Raw genomic sequence first — 18,035 nt, forward strand, 5'->3', positions numbered from 1 at the left:
GCAATAATGTGATGATGTGTAAAAAGGGCGGTTATCAACCGCCCTTTTTTTGTCGTGCTATAAATAGACAGTAGTCTATGGGAAATAATAAATCTTAAAGGTATGACTATGACTAGCCAGAAAAAAACGCTCGATCAGGTGCTCGCTGAGCAGCGAGAATACAATGCCAAGCGTGCAAGTGGTTACCGAGAAAAAGCGCTAAAGCTATACCCGTGGACTTGTGGGCGCTGTGCGCGTGATTTCGAGCGCAAGGGTTTATCTGAGTTGACGGTTCATCATGTCGATCACAATCACGACAATAACCCCGCTGATGGCAGTAATTGGGAGCTATTGTGCATTTATTGCCATGATGAAGAACACACAAAATTTGAGAACTTAGTGCGCTATGGCAGCACTACAGAGAAGAAAGTGAAAGCCGCGACGTTTAATCCTTTTGCTGATCTAAAGGCGAAAATGGAAGGAAAAGACAGCTGATTTAGCCTGAATCTTATTTCTGTTATTAATCGGGATGTTCCTGAATTTGCGGCGATTAAACTGCAGTCATATACGGTTTATCCAGTGCTACTTCACTACGTAACATCTTCTTTGCCACTGGTTTGCTGTGGCCACTAATGCCAAGTAGTTCGCATATAGAACCGCAGAGTTCAGTTTGTTTAGGCGCACAATTACTTTGGTGAGAAAAACCGTTCCCAATCACAAACAACGGAATATCTCGCTCTTCCGCGAGTATGCCGCCGTGGCTCTTGTCACCGTTCATGCCATGGTCTGCAGTGATCAGGACTTGGTAACCTTCTTCAATCCATGTCGGTAAGTATTTCGACAGCTCTCCGTCTGAAGTCCGTACGGTATTGCGGTAATGTGCGCTATCAAGCCCTGCGCTATGTCCAGCGTTGTCGATATTCATCGGGTGTATCAACATAAAATCTGGATTGTAGCGGCGCCGCAGTGATTCCGCATCGAGATAGACATAGCTGTCTGCATAGTGATCGCCATGATAGAAGCAGCCGTGTTGAATCAGTTGCTCAAGATCGTCGGTGTGACGATCGCGCGCCGCATCAAAGGGGCTGCGATTGTATAGCTCACTAAACCAATGAAATGCGGCGGCAGCGGTAGTTAGGCCAGCGCCTCTGGCTAAGCTGAAGACACTTTGCTGATTGGAGTTGCGGTTTACATCGTTGTGCACGATGCCGCTAAGAACAGGGGGCACGCCAGTGAGAATGGTTTCATATAGCGGGCGAGATTTAGAGGGTAACTCGCACTGTAGCTTATACAGTGTGGTCGATCCCTGGGCATTGAGGCCTTGGAGGTAACCCATACACTGTTCGGCAGTGGTGTAGGCGAGACCGTCGAGTACTATCAGTATCACTTTATTAGTCATATTCTCCTATCAAGATTGTCGCCGATGAAAATCGGTCGATAGCTCAAAATCATTGCGCCGAGAGTAGCTTGTTACTATGAAGGATATGTGACAAAAATTTGATGTGACGCTTTGAGTTGATCATAAACCTTTAATTTTGCGGAAGGTAATCATTTTCGTTGATAGCAGGAAACTACCGTGATTTTCGTTGTCGAAGGCTACACTCGTTGCTGAGAAATCTTTTTTATTGCGCAGCGATCACTCTGTAGCGCATTTGCGATATTGACGTGGGCTTGGATCATCTATCGGCTTGCATTGCACTTCGGTAAATGGGAATGTTAAAGCAGCAAATGCCTGCCGTCATGAGCACCACAGATTTACCTTGCAGCTTATATTGTCTTGAAATTAAGGGATTTTGGATTTGTCCACCATGTGCAGCTTGTATACGTGTCCGTTTAACGCGAGAGTTTCTATGTCCAGATTTAAATTGATTGCTATAGCCTTGTCGTTTTTTTGGGTATTGCCGGCGTTTGCACAAAAGCAGGAAAGTAGTTCGAAGCCTGTGTATGACGCGGCACTTAGCAGTTACGAATATGATTTTGATGTAAATTTTTTAGCCATTCGATCTCAGCAGCAATCGCTGAACTTGGCGTATATCTACCTCAAAGGCGATGCTGATAAGCCCGTCGTTACCCTGCTACATGGCAAAAACTTCAATGCCGACTATTGGACTGATACCGCGCTATTTTTACAGAAAAAGGGCTATGGGGTCGTCATTCCTGACCAGCTAGGCTTTGGTAAGTCGTCTAAGCCTACCGATTATCAGTATTCCTTTGCTGTTATGGCACAGCAAACCAAGTCTTTGTTGGCGTCTCTCGAGATTGAAAAGACGATTGTTATTGGGCATTCGATGGGTGGGATGTTGGCCAGCCGATTTGCGCTAATGTATCCGCAAACCACCCATCAGCTCATTTTGCTTAACCCGATTGGTCTAGAGAACTATTTAAAATACGTCGAGTATAAGGATACCGACTTCTTTTATAAGGGTGAGTTGGCTAAAACAGCAGAGAGCATAAAAGCATATCAGCAAAAAAACTACTATGACGGCAAGTGGAATGAGCAATATGAAGAACTGACCCTCTTTATGATTGGTCAGCTGAATGGCGCGGATAAAGATCGGGTAGCGTGGGTCAATGCAAAAACTTACGACATGATATTTACCCAGCCGGTTGTTACTGAGTTCAAGGATCTTACTGTACCGGTTAGTTTGATCATTGGCACCCGTGACAGAACTGGTCCTGGGCGAAATTGGATGCGAACTGGGGTCGAATATGAACTTGGACGATACGACCGCTTAGGCAAGGCAGCCGCTGCGCTAATACCTAATGCTAAGCTAATTGAATTGTCGGGCTTGGGCCATTTGCCGCAGGTCGAAAATTTCTCGCGCTTCAAAGCGGCGTTGACCGAGGCTTTAGCGCATTAGTCGGTAAATGGGGATCAGTTCTGCTTTTTGGTCAGATCTATCCCCTTTGTGTACACAGGGCAATGTGACAGCGTTTACAAATGCAGTCTCTTATCTTGCTGCTCATCTATGTATAAAAAAATATGGGCAGTAGCAAGGACCATTACATTCGCAGTTTAGGCGCTGGCCGCCACTCTTTTCTCTTTGCGTAATACCTCAATAATTTCGAGCCTCGTCGAGCGATTGTGCAAAAGTGGCCACTCAATTACCTTGCCTACGCGTTCACCTATCAGCGCAATGCCTACCGGTGAAAGAATAGAAATACGCATTTCTGTAACACTAGACTCCCAGGGCATAACAATGGTTACCGCGCGTTTGCTACCGGTATCTACGTCTTTGAAATGTGACTTGCTGTAGAGCGAAACGATATCTTTAGGCATTTTATCGTCGGGAAATACATCCGCCTTGCACAGCTCTTTATCGAGCGCTAGCGTAGCATCGGATCGGCTGACCTTAACTAGCCGTAATAGTTTTTCATAGTCAGATTCAGAAATAATTAATTCATTTTCAATAGGCATAACAAACCCTCACCCAGCAAAAAACAGTGCGTACAGAAATTAAACTCGAGTATTGAAAATCCTCAGAGCTGCTCGCTTGATTGGTCGTTTATTTTCGGGCGATTAAGACAATACTGCGCTTAACCGCCAATAGTGAGGAAGGCGCTAACGGGGTAGAGTTCCCGTAGGCCGAAGGAGATTTGCTGAGTGGAATATGATTGTTTATTCATACCATGAGAGTACTACGTTTCTAAACTTTAGCAAGTGCTTCTGTGGCGATTTAATCGGACACAGCTAGCTGACGTTCGGAAGAATTATGATTCTGGGAGTAGGTGTTCACATAGCGTGCTCGGCGAGACGACGGTCGTGCAGTGGGGCTAATTTAAAAAGGGACTGCAGAAGGTCTGCAGTCCAAAGACCATCTCGTTGAAGAGAATGGGGGGTGACTCATAGGACCTGGATTGGTAGTTACATGTAGGCTGGTGATCGGCTTGTATCTTGTATCTATCAAAATTAGCTAATTACGCTGTTACATTTAAAATAGACTCGCCGTCGTTTAAGCCGAATCGTTCGCGCAAGCCATCATAAACGCTGGTTTTATCTGTCTCACTAAGCGCAGTGCCGCTGACTTTTTCTAACAAGGTATCGAGGTAATCAACTAAATCACTCAAATCGACTTGCTCGCTTGTAGCTTGGGGAACAGGCGGCGCACTGTTGGCTAAATCGCCGATTGTGCGGGCATCGAAACCCGCATCGGCGAGTGTACTCGCCAGTTCTTTGCTAGGATTAATGCCCGCAGCAGCGAAGGTTTCGACAATCTCTAGCGCCTGAGCCTGACTGAGGTTGTCGGCGTCAACGTTTTCTAAGGTGTCGCTAATCAAGGTCTTTTGTTCATCGCTTAACGCGGGCGAAGTCCTTTGGCCTTGAGGAGGCGGCGGTGGTGCGCTTGATAGGGGATTTATCATCGTAATTGTCTCTAAGCTACTTGAGTGATTAAGACGCTTTACTCGGGCTTTTTCCCGCCGCGGCGTGGCGGCTTATGCTCGGCTAGTTCTGTTTCGCTAATAAAACCGTCACCGTCCGCATCTATCTCGCTAAAAATGCTCTCGTGGTCGCCATGTGGCACTTCCTTTTGCTTGAACTCGTCGAGGGTTACGGCGCCGTCACTATTTAAGTCCAGTTCAGCGAAGGCCGGTGGCCCGCGGCGGCCTTGGCCGTTGTCATCACCGCGCTCATGCGGCTGCGCGCATGCAATGGCGCTGCTAGCGATTAGCGATAAAATAATTCCGGTTGCGCTTGTTAATTTCATGGTGGGCGGTACTCCTATTGGTCTGCTGCATTGCAGTGTTCGTTGTAGTTGCGGTGACTATAGCAATGCATATATGAAACAGTGTGCAACGAATAAGGAAACAATGTGTAAGTGCATCAGACACGCAGTGTGTCTGACAGATAAGGTGAGAACGTGAATGCCTTCGTTCACCGGTTTCCCTTCGTCATGGAGTTGTAGCGCGATGTCCTGTCGCGTATTAACAGCGAAGTCGTCGTGCCTTGCTATTCTAATTTCTGCCGTTAAGCGTAGGTTATGAGAGCGAAATAAAATCATAACAAGCGAGGTGGATATGAATACTGTTACACGGGAGCCCGTGCCGTTTTGGGCAAGATTTTTTCTGGCCTTTGCCGACATGACTATTTTTAATGCCCCTGGACGTCCGTTTATGAAAGTGGCCTGGGCGGTTGATCTGCATAAGATTTTTACCCTTTTCATTATCTATGCCATGATGACTTACTACGATAATTTCAGCGTTGGCGCCTGGGTGTTCCTCGGCTTACATGGCATTTATGGCTATTGCTGGTTGATAAAGGACTTTGGATTCCGTGATCATCAGTTAGAGAATAAATTGAGCTTTCTTGGTTTTATCAATCTATACGTGCTATTGATCGCTTGGTATTGGCTTACGCCCTGGCTCTTTATCGCACGGGCTATTGAGCCCACGGGCTTTATGCTGTTTATCGCCATTGCTATCCACACATTGGGCGTGGTTACCATGATGGCGGGCGACGGTCAGCGGCATTGGATTCTGAAATACCGCAGTCAATCTGGGTTGATTCGCGAGGGCATGTACCGCTATACCCGTAATCCTAACTATCTTGGTGAGTTAATGCTTTATGCTGCTTATGCTCTGCTTGCCAACCACTGGATTGCGTGGGCGATCTACGCTTATATGGCTATTTATTTTTTGGCTAGAATGAAAGGCAAAGATAATGCTATATCACGTCACCCTGGTTGGGCAGACTATAAAGCACAATCAGGCCTCGTTATTCCTTGGGCTTTGATTAATGGTCGCGCCTTAATGAATCGAATTTCTGAAAATAACAAAAAGCTAAAAGGGGCACAAATACATGAAAAATAGTCGTGCTTGGCGGGGGTTCTTTCAGTTCTCCGCTATCTTTAATTTTACTGCAGCATTTGCAATATTGTTTGCGCCAGAGTTGCTGTTCAAAATTTTAATGATGAGCGATACCTTGACGATAGAGGCAATACCCTGGATGCATCAGTTTGCCGGCTTAGTGCTTGTTTTTGGCGTGGGTTATTGGCTTATATCGACTAATCCATTACTACATAAAGACATTGTTTGGATGGGCTGTGTTGGGAAAATTGTGGTGTTCTCAATTGCATGGCTAGATATCGCTTTATTTAATGCGCCAATTGGCTTCGGCGTGCTAGTCATTGCTGATCTGATTTTTGCGATGTTCTTTGCTGTAGTTTGGCGTTCGACTGAAACTGCTGTGTAGTTAGCAAGTAAAAAAGCGCAACTATAACTTATAGATTATAAAAAAGGCTTGGTTCAAATGAACCAAGCCTTTTTTATTGCCGATCAGGGCGTTAAACGGTTGTTGACTCTTATAACCAAGGATTATTCATATAACCTAGCTTGTGGAATTTCTCGATCAGCTCACGGTGGCCGAAGGCGCCTGCAGCAGATTGAAAACCTGCGGCCTTTAACTCGCCGTTGAGCAAGCGCTCCGCAGCTTCCGTGCAAATTTCACCGGTAAAGGTGTATGGTGCATTCAAAGACAGTGGGAATACGGTCGTTACCTGACGGCCTTGACCAATACATGTTATAACCGTGCGGTGAATGTCTGGGCTGTCTTTTGGTGGCTCCGCTGGCGTCATTTCATCGCCAAACTGATTGGTTAGCAGTTCGCGCTGTTCCTGATTCATGCCAACAGATTCTTTGTTAAATCGATGGATCAGGGCTACCACATTTTCAATTATTTCGTCGCCAAAAGCCGTTAGCACCTTACAGTTCATAACGCGATCGTCGTGTTCAAACCAAACCGGCTCGCAACCACCGCTCCAGGGTAGAGCAAGTGCGGGTTGCGACATATGCGGAACGTTGATTGTGAAGTGACGGTCACCTTGCCACTCAACCATTTCGTTGTTTTTGAGTAAATACTGTGGGTTGTTTACCATGCGCAGGAAGGACTTGGTGGACGCTTGCGAAGGCAGGGCATCGTTGATCTGGTAAGTTAGGTCTAAGCTGTCGACGCCTTCAGTTTCCAATACCACTTCAGATGCCAGTGCGCCTGCGCACCACATATAACTATTGGCTGGGCTAAGCAGTAAGTTTTTTTCCGCAAAGGCTTTGCCATACTGGTCGCGAACTGCAATAACAAAGTCTTGTTCGCCGGTAGTGTCGAGGTAGTGGCAGTTAGTTTCTAGACAGGTTTCTACAATCGGCCACGCCAACTGCATGAAAGGACCCGCTACATTGATGACAACTTCCACTTTTTCAAATAAGGGAAGGAGGGCTTCGCGAGTATTGGCTGCTTGAACGATTGTTGCCGGTGCCTTACGACCCAATCGTTCTTCAACAATCGCCAGCGAAGCTTCGAGTTTTTCCTTGTTTCGCCCAACAAAGTAGAAGGGCATATCGCGTTGCGAGAGGCATTCAGCTACCAATTTTCCGGTGTAGCCGCTCGCGCCATAAATTAGTACACGTGGTGAATCAGACATGGTGTTGCTCCCTTATTGTTAGAGGTATTACTTTTTGCCAGCAATGCCACTGCTGGCGGTATCACAAGGTAGCGAATGCCTCTAATATTAAGAATGCGAAAAACGGACATGCCCTTGCGAAAAACGGACAGCAGTGATATTTTGAAATAAAAATGAGCATTCTATGAAGCCAAAGTATCATTCTGCAAAAACGATTCTTGCCCCCTTAACCCGCTTGCGTGAAGAGGGTGTTTCAGTGGGGCAGGCGCTAACTGGTACCGGGTTGTCCCTGTCTATCCTTAATAAGCCAGAGCAACATGTCAGCTTAAGTCAGGAATTAATTTTCTTAAGAAATTTACGCAAGGCAACGGCTAACAATGCGATTGGCCTTAAAGTTGGCGCTTGTTATCCCTTAACCTTGTTTGGAATTTATGGCTACGCCTTGATGAGCGCGGCGACAGTGAGTGACGCGCTAAAATTAGCGTATGAGTATGTTGAGCTGAGTTTTGCATTTTATGAGCACAGCCTGTCATTTCGGGGCAATCACGTTGTTATGTGTATGAGTTCTAATGATTACAATATTGACGATATTGCAATGTTGAATGAGCGCGAGATGATCGCAACCTTGATGATATTGCGTGGCCTTATGGGTGAGGATTTTCGCTTGCACTCTGCCACGTTGAGCAGCGGACCTCAAGCGGGCCTCGCGGAGTACGAGAAGTACTTTGAGTGCCCTGTTACATTTAACGCGGATGAGAACACACTGGTATTTTCTGACTCTCTATTACATATACCTGTTCTACAGTGTGATAGCGACACGGCAAGTTTATGTATTGAGCGGTGTGAGCGCCTAAGGGCGAGGTTAACAGAAGAGTATAATATTGTAGATGAGGTGCGCGAGCTGATTTTGTTGCGGCCCGGGTATTTCCCGAATATAAATGAGCTGTCGAGTCGCTTGAATATGTCGGGACGAACATTGCGTCGCAAGCTAACAGCGCACGGCGTTGGCTATCAACAGATTCTAGACGGCCTCCGTTTTGAATTGTCTAGGGAGTATTTATACACCACCAATATTAGCGTAGAGCAAATCTCGATATTGCTGGGTTATAGTGATCCTGCGCATTTCTCTAATGCTTTTCGGCGCTGGGCCGGTGTGCCGCCGTCTGATTTTCGTGCGGCATATGTTGCTGAATCGCGGTGACGGATATCACTGGGGTTTACGCCAGTCCAGCGTTTGTAGGCGTGACAAAAACTGGATGAATCTGAATATCCTAGCCTTATCGCAATTTCTTCAATGGTAAAGCTCGTGCTCTGCAAATACTCTATAGCAAGATTGTGGCGCACATCCTCGAGTATTTCCTTGTAGCTACTTTGCTCTGCAGTGAGTTTGCGTTGAACTGTGCGCGCGGTCATGTTCAGGTGCTCAGCAATGGTTTCTAGCGTAAAAATTTCTCTGGGTGACGATAAAATCTGATTGCGAACAATGTCAGAGAAGGTGCTATTTCTAGCCAGTTGCACGCAAATTTTTTCGCATTGATTTCCGTAGATTCTGGCCGTTTCCGGTTCGGACTGGGCGAGCGGCTCGTATAGTAATTTGCTGTCGAATGCGTAGTAATTCTCTGCGGCATCAAAATGTACCGGGCACTTAAAATAATCGCTATAGGCCTGTGCATAACTGGGCTTGGCTTGTTTAAGGTGCACTTCTAAGACGGGTAACTCTTTGCCTAGCGCTTCTTTGAAAATAGTGTGTGATGCAACTAAGCCACGATCAATCATATACTGATGGCTGCCGCCTAGGTCACGCAATTTTTCTAAACTTACGTAAGCGCGTTCGCCGCGTACGGTGGTGTTCCAAAACATATATGTCCATGTCATTAATATGTTTTTATACAGAACAGTCATGCCCGCTAACAAATTTTCGCTAGTCATAATAGCGAGGCCAAGCAGGCCGTAGGCCGATAAATGGTAGCGACCACCAACAATTAACCCGAGTTCAGGAATGTCGATGCTGCGAATAACTTCAGTGGTGAAGCTTAGCTCTTGATGTGGTGTTAACTGGTAGGTCGGATCTTCGAGTGCCTGCGGTGGAATGCCTGCCGCGGCTAAAATTGTCATAGGGTCAATGTTGTATTCTTTAAGCAATGAGATCAAGGGGTTGAGCCCATAGCTTAGGTGTCTGGCAGGAGGAGTGCTTAGTGACGACCTTAACTCCATGGCTAGAATCTCTTATTGTGTTTTTTAGGGCTGTCGTAGATTAACAATCATAATGTCCTCTGTAAACATCTCGCTTCTACACTTACGCCAATATTATGTACGCCTAAATTGATGTACTTAATAAAATCCATAAGAATAGAGGTGAGCAAATGTCTACTCAATCAGTGCCCGAACTCGAACTCCCAAAAACCACCGAATACCGAAATCTAGACGCCCCAATATACTCTTGGGCGGCAACGCCAAAAGGGCCGCTTACTTCCTCCGGGGCCGAAGCGGCGCTACCGGAACACATTGCTGACTTTCAGCAAACTCTCCGTAATTTCGCGTTAAACGTGGTTCGACCAATCGGAATTAAGCTTGATCGAATGACGCCCGAAGAAGCTATAGCGAAGGATTCGCCATTCTGGGAATTCCGTAGAAAATACTTGGAACTTGGCGTAACAGTGGAAGCGTTAGGTGAAATGGAACCCCAAGAAGCGGCTCTGTTATTCTCCATTCTATTTGAAGAGTTAGGCTACGGCGACGCCGGCTTAGCGATATCAGTTGGCGCGGGCATATTGCCGCAATGGCTGTGTGCGAAGTTCGGACGCAAAGACTTATTAGAAGAGTTTCCCGACGCTATGCTGGGTTGCTGGGGAATCACTGAGCCGGATCATGGTAGCGATATGCTCGATCCGAGTGGTCAAATTGTTTATCCCGGTAGTTCCTATGGTCGGCCAAACTTAGTGGCCGATCTAACCGGCGACGATATTATTTTAAATGGTCAGAAGTCTGCGTGGGTGTCCAATGGCATTATTGCTGAAGTATGTATTATCTATTGCGCCGCCGATTCGGGAAATGGGCCGTCAGTAAGCGAAGGCTGTGCTCTGGTGTTCCCGATGAACCTGCCCGGTATTAGTCGCGGCAAACCATTAGATAAACTCGGTCAGCGCGCCTTAAATCAAGGCGAAATATTCTTTGATAATGTACGTATTCCACGAAAGTATTTACTTGCTGGCCCCGAAGATTATCAGCGCGCGGTGTATTGCATTCACGCTGAAGCCAATGCATTGATGGGCGCGACATTTACTGGTCTGTCGCAAGCGGCGGCTGATCTGGCCTTGGATTATGCGCATGAGCGTGTTGCGGGTGGCGTGCCTATTATCAAACACCAATCAGTACGTAGCCGGCTTTTTCACATGTTTAGAAAAGTTGAGCTTTCGCGCGCAGTTACTCGTCGAGGCCTTAACTTTAACAATGATCCGCAATTGGCGACCCCGTCGCTGTGCGCTGCAATGTTTTCAAAAACCACGGGTACCCAGCACTCCTTTGAAGTGACAAGCGATGCACTGCAGATCTTTGGTGGCAACGGTCTGACAAAGGAATACCCCCTAGAAAAAATGCTTAGGGATGCACGCGCATCGCTTATCGAAGACGGCTGTAATGAAATGCTAGCCATCAAGGGTGGTAGTTACCTCATCGATAATGAAAAACTGGCATAAGGCGGTGAACTCGTGAAGCAGAAAGCTTATGTTGCCGGCGTCGGTATGACGCCGTTTGGCAACGCTATGGATAAAACGCTTAACGAGCTGGCGTGTGCGTCTATCAAGGATGCACTGAAGGACGCCGGTATCGCTAAAGAAGAGTTGAATGCCGCGTATATGGGTAATGCGGCCGGTGCGGTGATAACAGGCCAAGTCTGTGTGCCCGGACAGGTTGCCTTGCGCAGTATGGGCATCAGTAAAATACCGGTAATCAATGTCGAGAATGCCTGCGCGACATCGGCAACCGCATTTCAGCAAGCCTGCACCATGGTCACCTTGGGGGTCTATGACGTGGTTCTAGTCTGCGGTTATGAAAAGCTTTACCACGAAGATAAGAACAAAACCTTCTCGGTATTTACTGGGTCAATTGATGTCACGCAAACCGACGCGATTACCGCGCGTTTAAAAGCGCGCAATGAGGCTATTGGGCAACCCCTAGATATGTCCGGCGCCGGCAGCAGTCGATCTATTTTCATTGATATTTATGCTACCTGGGCGCGGGAGCATATGCATCAATACGGCACAACGCGGGAACAATTGGCCGCCGTGTCCGCGAAGAATTCGGTGCATGGCAGCCTCAATCCAAAATCCCAGTTTAGAAACGTCATTACAGTTGATGATGTTCTCGCTGCACGCGAAATTGTCTCACCCTTGACCCTGCCAATGTGCGCTCCAATTGGTGACGGCGCGGCGGCGGTCATAGTTGTTAGTGAAAAATACGCCAAGAAAATTGGTAAGCAGCGTTGTATTCGCGTGAACGCATCGAGCCTAAATAGCGGCTGGGATGCAGCTGAGGGCGAGTTGCCAATGGTTTCTAGCGCGGTAGCTGAACTGTACGAGCAGGCTGGAATGTGCGCGGAAGATATTAGCTGTGTTGAGCTACACGACGCCTCTGCGATTTCTGAAATTAAGTACTACGAGTACCTCGGCTTGTGTGAGAGTGGTGCAGGTGGTGAGTTTGTGGCCAGTGGTGCCTCTTCACTAGGTGGTCGTGTGCCGGTAAACACTTCTGGCGGCTTAATGCGCAAGGGTCACCCTATTGGCGCAACCGGCGCAGCGCAAATTGTTGAGTTAGTAACGCAATTGCGTGGTGAGGCTGGGTCGCGTCAAGTCAGTGGCGCCAAGGTAGCGCTGGCAGAAAATGGTGGTGGTTATATCGGTACGGATGCTGCGGCGCTGGTATTAAGTATTTTGTCAAAAGAATAAAAAGGATCGGATATGAGAGACCTTAGAATATTTTCGAACTTAATTGAAGATAAGAAAAATTCCAATCCAAACTTAGATGTTCTTACCTTCGTTAACGTGCTTCCCAGTGGTGATTTCGAGCATGATAAACGAACATATCGGGATCTGTGGGAACAGGGTCAGCGTGTTTATTCAGGATTGCACGCCGAAGGCATGGAGCCGGGCGATAGCTTTGCATTGGTTATGCAAAATCATCCTGAATTTGTCGACTGCATGGTTGGTAGTTCACTCGCCGCAACGGTTTTTGTGCCTATTGATCCGCGTACCAATGGTGAGCGTTTGGAGTACATGCTTAGCTGGGCCGATTGCAAAGGCGTGATATGTGCTGACTATTGCCTAAGCAATGTGTTGGCCGCATGTAAAAACTTGCCGCAAATACGCTGGATCTGGGTGTTAAAGAGCGGTGAGTTAAGCAAGCTTCCCAGTGGCGATTCCCGTTTGCGGAAGTGGAGTGATATTGCTAACGCTGCGCTGAACGAAGCCGAAGGGCGTGTGCGAAGTGCCGATGAAACAATGCAAATGCTCTACACATCCGGTACCACCGGCGACCCTAAAGCCATTCGCGCTCCCTACACTCGTTATGACGCTGTCGCATCTATTGGGCCGATGATTGGGCTCAATGCAGATGACCGTCCCTATACCGGGCTTTCACTTACTCATGCCAATGCTCAGCTTATTAGTTTGGGCAATATCCTGAAAATGGAGCTTCGTGGTGTTATTAGCCGTAAATTTACCAAATCCCGCCTTTGGGATATTTGCCGTGCTTATAGCTGTACAACTTTTAATTTATTGGGGGGCATGACCACCGCGATCTACAGCGAGCCGGTGCGTGCGAATGACGCGAATAACCCGGTGCGATTTATTCTAAGTGCCGGTATGCCCAGTGCAATTTGGCATGACTTCAGTAAGCGATTCGACGTAGAGCTCTTTGAATTTTATGGCGCGGCGGAGGGCGGCATGATGTTTAATCCGCCTGGTGCGGGCCCCGTCGGTAGTATTGGCAAACCACCAGAAAGTTTAATTGCCCGGATTGTAGATGAGGAGGGTAATACCTGTCCGCCAGGTCAGCGTGGTGAGATTGTATTTGAGGCTGCAGTGGGGCCTAAGCTAGCGGTTGAATATTATAAGAACCCTGAAGCATCGGATAAAAAGACCCGCGACGGTGTTCTGTACATGGGTGACATTGGCCATCAAGACGAAGACGGTTGGTATTACTTTGATAGTCGTAAAGGTGATGAAATTCGTCGCAATGGTGAGTTTGTTGATGTCGCCAGAATCGAGAAAATTATTGCTGAGTTTGAAGATGTAGAAGACGTGTTTGTTTACGGTATTCCATCTTTAAACGGCGCGCCGGGCGAGAAAGATATTATCGCCGCCGTCGTGCCAGTGGAAGCGAGATTGTTTGATCCCGATGTGTTGGTTAATCACTGTAGAGAAGTGCTGGGTCGTAACGACTTGCCAAGCTTTATACAGGTGATGTCAGAAATACCTAAAACTGCATCAGAAAAGCCACAATCTCGATTCTGCTATGAGTTTTTTATGGAGCAAAAAAATCACGTTTATGACGTTGCTTCGTAAGCCAAAAAATAAAATAAAACTGTCGCAAATAAACAGTGAAAGGGTCGGTAATAATCATTACCGATTCTGCTATTCAAGACTAATATCGATTCTAGAATTGCTTAATAGTGGTTTCACCACGGCGATATAATAATTGATGCAGAAAGATTTTAGGTAGTATCTCTTTGCAATGTATGGGGTAGTAAAACTTCATGAATACAATAAGAAACAGGATAGCAATGGCTGTTCTGAAGAATAGAAAAACAGCGTGGTTTTTGTTTACGATAGTCACTTTGTTTTTTGCAATGGGATTGAAAAATGTTGAGCTAAAAACCATTTTCTCTGATCTACTTCCCAAAGACGATCCGTTCATTCAAGTCTTCAAAGATCACCCGAATTTTGGTAACCCTTTAACATTTACCTTAATGGTGAAAGCAAAAAACGGTGATATTTATAATTCGGAAACACTTGCGAAGGTCTGGCAGCTTACCCGCGATATCGATTTGTCACCAGGTGTCGATCACGATCAGATTCTGTCTATCGCTTCCGCTAAAGCGCGCTACGCCGAGGCCACACCGTTTGGTATTGATGCGCAACCGCTAATGGGCGACTCAGTGCCTGCCACGGCCGAGGAGATCGCTCAGTTTAAAGAGAATGTGCGCAAGTCGCCTAATGCTCAGCAGTTCCTGATATCTGGCGACGAGACAGCGACACTCATCTCAGCGACATTCATAGAGCAGCGCTTAGATTACGGCGAGGCATTTACCTTTGTTAAATCACTTGCGGATAACGCTCGCGATGCTAACCATGAAGTGTATATGGCTGGCCAGCCGGCATTGACTGGTTGGGTATATGAATATCAACACCAGATGATAGGGATTTTTGGTATAACCTTGGGTGCGCTCATTATTGCCCTTGTGTTGTATACCCAGAATATTGCCGGCGTGGTAACGCCTATATTTGCGAGTACAGTTGCCGCGATTTGGGGTTTTGGTTTCGCGGGCTGGATGAAGCTGCCAATAGAACCGCTGTTGATGATTGTGCCGCTGCTGTTGATTGCGCGTTCGTTCAGTCACTGCGTGCAGTTTACGGAGCGGTTCTACGAGGTGTTCGCTCAGGTCGGCGACAAAGTGCGTGCCGCGGGTATTACAACTGGCCTCATGCTGGCGCCGTCGATTCTGGGAATAATTACGGATGCCGCCGGTATCTTTTTAATCTCTATTGCGCCGATTCCTGCTATGGAGCGCTTTTCCTTGTTCTGCGGATTCTGGGCGATGATGCTCGCGCCAACAGGGGTTTTTCTGGCGCCCTTGTTACTTTCTGTGCTACCCGCACCGAAAAATCTCGACAAGATTATTTCTAATGACTCCGGTGGTGTGCATGGCCGAGTGAAATCCGTGCTGGCGTGGATAGCGACCTTTTCGCAGGGCAAGCGAGCACCGTATACCTTAGTCGTTGTTGTATTGATCGCGGTGTTCTCTACCTACCACGCTATGCGGATCCAGATCGGCAATCCTGTTGAAGGCAGTAATTTGCTCTGGGAGGATTCTGAATACAATGTGTCGGTGTCCGAGATCAATCATCATTTCCCGGGTGTAAACACGCTTGAAGTCATCTTAGAGGCTAAAGATTCTTCAAACCCGAACCGGGTTGCCCGCCAAGCTGAAACCGTGGCAACGATGCTCCAGCTTCAGGCAATAATGGAAGCCGGCGAAGACGCCCCTCGTGCGACCTTGTCCTTTGGCGATTTTTTGATGGATGCCAATCGCCTCATTTCGGGCGGGCATCCAAAATGGCTGCCATTAGATGACACCGACTCCGCAGTGAATGCAGCTACTTCAGCGGTACTAATGGGTACAAGTCCCAAAGCGTACTCACATGTGGTCGATTTTGAATTGCAGAATGCCACGGTTTCATTTTGGTACCCCGATAACAAGCAAGACACGGTCGATCATGCACTTGCCTCCGCTGAGGCGGCGATCGCCACGGTTGGTATCGACCACCCTGATTTTGTTGTGCGCCTTGGCAGCGGAACCATCGCGATTCAGCAGGCTATCAATCATGTGGTAGAGCGTTATCACTGGTTGATTATGGGGCTGTTGAATCTTGTTATCTTACTTGTATCTAGCTACGCCTACCGGTCCTTGGTAGCGGGTATGGTGCTGCTTATCCCCGTTAACCTTTCCAATATGATTCTTACCACCAGCATGTCATTTATGGGCATAGGCTTGGATATTAATTCACTGATGGTTGCGGCTATAGGCGTTGGTGTTGGTATCGACTATGGCATCTATTTGCTGAGCCGCATGTGCGAAGAGTACCAGGAGCGTGAGGATTACGGTGCGTCAATTACCGCTGCACTCACCACCACGGGTAAGGCCATTATGTTTACGGCGAGCATTATGCTGATCGGTATCCTGCCGTGGTACTTCCTGTCGGGGCTTAAATTCCTCGCTGATATGGGCTTGCTCCTGGTACTCGTTATGTTGATTAACATGGTGATTGCCCTGGTTGTGTTGCCACTGTTGGTCTGGGTTATCAAACCGAAGTTTGTGTCGAGTAAAGACATTATGGTATTGGGCGAAGGCGTCGACATTGCCAAATTAATGGCGGAAGACGCTGAGAAAAAGCACGCTGAAAATCATAGTTTAAAAGTAGAAGCAGTTTAGTAGTCCCGTTTGTTACATCGCGCTTTCATTACGTAAATGACAACAATAAAAGGGTTTATCCCGGAGGAATATTATGCACATTAAAAAATATGACACCAATTACAGTCGCCGCCGGTTCATGGAAAATACGGTAAAGGGCATTGGCGCAGGTGGCGTTTTGGCACCACTTTGGCCGATCATTGCCAATGCGGGCGACGTTAGTAAAGCTTATCCCGATGAGTTGCTTTCTATTGAAATGTACACCAAGGGTAAAGTTAAAACGGGCGATGTCATTACCGCTGACAATGTTGAACACGTAAAGGATTTGTTAGATCCGATTGCGTATATGCATGTTAAGGACATGGGTCGTCGCATTCACATTGTTGAACCAGTTAAAGATGTTAGTCGGATTTTTCCAACAGAATACTTGGAAGCAACCCTAAAAAATCAGGGTAAGGCGGTAATCGGTGCAGACGGTAATGTGTATACGAAAAGCGGTGAGCCGTGGATTGGCGGTACGCCATTCCCTGAGCCTAAAAATGGTATCGAAGCGCAGTACAATCTGACCTTAAGCTGGGGTCGCCATGACTTCTCGCAGTATGCAGTGCGTGACTGGGATATCGATTCCTCCGGTGATCTGTCATACCAGTACGACTTTGTTTGGACAGAGTTAAACACTACAGCGCGTACTGATGGCACGGTTTGGAAGGGCAAGAAAGATTTGCTGCGCTATCAATCAGTATTTTTTACAGCACCTAACGACAGTGCGGGTACGTCGTTCCTCAATATTTGGGACTACGATCAGCGTAAATTCCCCGAATTACATGGCTATATTCCCGCTTTTCGACGTGTGCGTCAGTTCCCCACTAACCAGCGTTTTGAACCACTCGTGCCGGGCATTACCCTGTTCCTGTCAGACGCGTGGGCGGCGGGTGATCCGCTGCAAACCTGGGGCAATTACAAAATCATTGGTCGTCAGCCAATGTTAGGTGCTATTGGTTCTCGCAATTTTCACGGCGGCTATCACGATAACTGGGAAAAACCAGTACACGGTGGGCCAAAGGATCAAACCTTCTTTGATACTTATATGGAGCTTGTTCCTGAATGCATCGTGCTTGAAGGCGAACCAACAGGTTATGCGCGGGCGCCAGTGGGTAAAAAACGTGTTTGGATTGATGTGCGTAATCAGATGTACGTCGCCTATGTGATTTACGACCGCCGCGGTGAAATCTGGAAATCCTTTGAACCGCATTACGCGATGCAAGACAACGACAAAATGACACGCAACGACGGCGCATTCCCTGCTTGGTCCTGGTCGAGCGTGCACAGCCATGATGTGCAGTCGAACCGCATGAGTCGCTTTGTGCAGGCTAAGTCGGTAACGGGTGGCTACGAGAGCAACTACGATCCTGGTGATGTGGATGTTTTCAATAAATACCTCACCGTTCAGGCTATGCAGCGCCTTGGGGGTTGAT

General features: G+C 47.4%; 16 protein-coding genes. 10 read left to right on the forward strand and 6 right to left on the reverse strand.

What is annotated here, in order from left to right; translation table 11 throughout:
* The first annotated feature begins 108 nt into the window (after positions 1–108).
* Positions 109–474: a YajD family HNH nuclease gene (locus ABD836_RS16255; RefSeq protein ID WP_344937994.1), complete on the forward strand. Its 366-nt coding sequence runs from the start codon at positions 109–111 to the stop codon at positions 472–474.
* A gap of 55 nt (positions 475–529) precedes the next feature.
* Here the strand turns inward: ABD836_RS16255 and ABD836_RS16260 are convergent, their stop codons facing one another.
* Entirely contained in the window at positions 530–1,378 is an 849-nt protein-coding gene (locus ABD836_RS16260) for an alkaline phosphatase family protein (protein WP_344937995.1), read from the reverse strand.
* 451 nt (positions 1,379–1,829) lie between these two features.
* On the opposite strand from ABD836_RS16260, the gene ABD836_RS16265 reads away from it, so the two are divergent.
* Positions 1,830–2,840 carry an alpha/beta fold hydrolase gene (locus tag ABD836_RS16265; protein ID WP_344937997.1) on the forward strand — a complete coding sequence of 337 codons (1,011 nt, stop codon included), beginning with the start codon at positions 1,830–1,832 and terminating at the stop codon, positions 2,838–2,840.
* A 155-nt stretch (positions 2,841–2,995) separates the two neighbouring features.
* On the opposite strand, the gene ABD836_RS16270 is transcribed toward ABD836_RS16265, so the two are convergent.
* From ABD836_RS16270 to ABD836_RS16280, 3 genes are all read right to left on the reverse strand, one after another.
* The gene (locus ABD836_RS16270; RefSeq protein ID WP_344937999.1) at positions 2,996–3,397 is read right to left on the reverse strand and encodes a GreA/GreB family elongation factor; all 402 of its coding nucleotides are present in this window, start codon (positions 3,395–3,397) and stop codon (positions 2,996–2,998) included.
* 500 nt (positions 3,398–3,897) lie between these two features.
* Positions 3,898–4,341: a hypothetical protein gene (locus ABD836_RS16275; RefSeq protein ID WP_344938001.1), complete on the reverse strand. Its 444-nt coding sequence runs from the start codon at positions 4,339–4,341 to the stop codon at positions 3,898–3,900.
* Between the two features lie 38 nt (positions 4,342–4,379).
* Positions 4,380–4,685 carry an EF-hand domain-containing protein gene (locus tag ABD836_RS16280; RefSeq protein WP_344938003.1) on the reverse strand — a complete coding sequence of 102 codons (306 nt, stop codon included), beginning with the start codon at positions 4,683–4,685 and terminating at the stop codon, positions 4,380–4,382.
* A gap of 310 nt (positions 4,686–4,995) precedes the next feature.
* Between ABD836_RS16280 and ABD836_RS16285 the strand changes: the two genes are divergently transcribed.
* Complete coding sequence (locus ABD836_RS16285) at positions 4,996–5,787, forward strand: methyltransferase family protein (RefSeq protein WP_344938005.1); 792 nt, start codon at positions 4,996–4,998, stop codon at positions 5,785–5,787.
* Positions 5,777–6,169, forward strand: a complete 393-nt coding sequence (locus ABD836_RS16290; RefSeq protein ID WP_344938007.1) for a hypothetical protein — start codon at positions 5,777–5,779, stop codon at positions 6,167–6,169. Before ABD836_RS16285 ends, ABD836_RS16290 begins: the two co-directional genes overlap by 11 nt.
* A gap of 109 nt (positions 6,170–6,278) precedes the next feature.
* On the opposite strand, the gene ABD836_RS16295 is transcribed toward ABD836_RS16290, so the two are convergent.
* Entirely contained in the window at positions 6,279–7,394 is a 1,116-nt protein-coding gene (locus ABD836_RS16295) for a saccharopine dehydrogenase family protein (protein ID WP_344938009.1), read from the reverse strand.
* A gap of 163 nt (positions 7,395–7,557) precedes the next feature.
* On the opposite strand from ABD836_RS16295, the gene ABD836_RS16300 reads away from it, so the two are divergent.
* On the forward strand, positions 7,558–8,574 hold the full coding sequence (locus ABD836_RS16300) for an AraC family transcriptional regulator (RefSeq protein WP_344938011.1): 1,017 nt from the start codon (positions 7,558–7,560) through the stop codon (positions 8,572–8,574).
* Here the strand turns inward: ABD836_RS16300 and ABD836_RS16305 are convergent.
* Entirely contained in the window at positions 8,478–9,488 is a 1,011-nt protein-coding gene (locus tag ABD836_RS16305; RefSeq protein WP_344938013.1) for an AraC family transcriptional regulator, read from the reverse strand. The genes ABD836_RS16300 and ABD836_RS16305 overlap by 97 nt on opposite strands.
* 248 nt (positions 9,489–9,736) lie before the next feature.
* Here ABD836_RS16305 and ABD836_RS16310 point away from each other — a divergent pair, with 248 nt between their 5' ends.
* From ABD836_RS16310 to ABD836_RS16330, 5 genes are all read left to right on the forward strand, one after another.
* The gene (locus ABD836_RS16310; RefSeq protein WP_344938015.1) at positions 9,737–11,068 is read left to right on the forward strand and encodes an acyl-CoA dehydrogenase family protein; all 1,332 of its coding nucleotides are present in this window, start codon (positions 9,737–9,739) and stop codon (positions 11,066–11,068) included.
* A 12-nt stretch (positions 11,069–11,080) separates the two neighbouring features.
* Positions 11,081–12,316 (forward strand): thiolase family protein, encoded by a 1,236-nt coding sequence (locus ABD836_RS16315; RefSeq protein ID WP_344938017.1) that lies wholly within the window; start codon positions 11,081–11,083, stop codon positions 12,314–12,316.
* Between the two features lie 12 nt (positions 12,317–12,328).
* Positions 12,329–13,933 (forward strand): AMP-binding protein, encoded by a 1,605-nt coding sequence (locus tag ABD836_RS16320; RefSeq protein ID WP_344938019.1) that lies wholly within the window; start codon positions 12,329–12,331, stop codon positions 13,931–13,933.
* Positions 13,934–14,151: 218 nt separating this feature from the next.
* Positions 14,152–16,581, forward strand: coding sequence for an efflux RND transporter permease subunit (locus tag ABD836_RS16325; RefSeq protein WP_344938021.1), 2,430 nt, complete (start codon positions 14,152–14,154; stop codon positions 16,579–16,581).
* Positions 16,582–16,654: 73 nt separating this feature from the next.
* The gene (locus ABD836_RS16330) at positions 16,655–18,034 is read left to right on the forward strand and encodes a DUF1329 domain-containing protein (RefSeq protein WP_344938023.1); all 1,380 of its coding nucleotides are present in this window, start codon (positions 16,655–16,657) and stop codon (positions 18,032–18,034) included.
* Position 18,035: the final 1 nt, after the last annotated feature.

The sequence above is a fragment of the Zhongshania borealis genome (assembly GCF_039539625.1).
Taxonomy (GTDB): domain Bacteria; phylum Pseudomonadota; class Gammaproteobacteria; order Pseudomonadales; family Spongiibacteraceae; genus Spongiibacter; species Spongiibacter borealis.

Coding starts and splice junctions, on each gene's coding strand:
- ABD836_RS16265 (WP_344937997.1), top strand. CDS start 1,830: ATGTCCAGATTTAAATTGATTGCTATAGCCTTGTCGTTTTTTTGGGTA.
- ABD836_RS16270 (WP_344937999.1), bottom strand. CDS start 3,397: ATGCCTATTGAAAATGAATTAATTATTTCTGAATCTGACTATGAAAAA.
- ABD836_RS16305 (WP_344938013.1), bottom strand. CDS start 9,488: ATGACAATTTTAGCCGCGGCAGGCATTCCACCGCAGGCACTCGAAGAT.
- ABD836_RS16285 (WP_344938005.1), top strand. CDS start 4,996: ATGAATACTGTTACACGGGAGCCCGTGCCGTTTTGGGCAAGATTTTTT.
- ABD836_RS16275 (WP_344938001.1), bottom strand. CDS start 4,341: ATGATAAATCCCCTATCAAGCGCACCACCGCCGCCTCCTCAAGGCCAA.
- ABD836_RS16280 (WP_344938003.1), bottom strand. CDS start 4,685: ATGAAATTAACAAGCGCAACCGGAATTATTTTATCGCTAATCGCTAGC.
- ABD836_RS16300 (WP_344938011.1), top strand. CDS start 7,558: ATGAAGCCAAAGTATCATTCTGCAAAAACGATTCTTGCCCCCTTAACC.
- ABD836_RS16330 (WP_344938023.1), top strand. CDS start 16,655: ATGCACATTAAAAAATATGACACCAATTACAGTCGCCGCCGGTTCATG.
- ABD836_RS16295 (WP_344938009.1), bottom strand. CDS start 7,394: ATGTCTGATTCACCACGTGTACTAATTTATGGCGCGAGCGGCTACACC.
- ABD836_RS16255 (WP_344937994.1), top strand. CDS start 109: ATGACTAGCCAGAAAAAAACGCTCGATCAGGTGCTCGCTGAGCAGCGA.
- ABD836_RS16290 (WP_344938007.1), top strand. CDS start 5,777: ATGAAAAATAGTCGTGCTTGGCGGGGGTTCTTTCAGTTCTCCGCTATC.
- ABD836_RS16325 (WP_344938021.1), top strand. CDS start 14,152: ATGGCTGTTCTGAAGAATAGAAAAACAGCGTGGTTTTTGTTTACGATA.
- ABD836_RS16310 (WP_344938015.1), top strand. CDS start 9,737: ATGTCTACTCAATCAGTGCCCGAACTCGAACTCCCAAAAACCACCGAA.
- ABD836_RS16260 (WP_344937995.1), bottom strand. CDS start 1,378: ATGACTAATAAAGTGATACTGATAGTACTCGACGGTCTCGCCTACACC.
- ABD836_RS16320 (WP_344938019.1), top strand. CDS start 12,329: ATGAGAGACCTTAGAATATTTTCGAACTTAATTGAAGATAAGAAAAAT.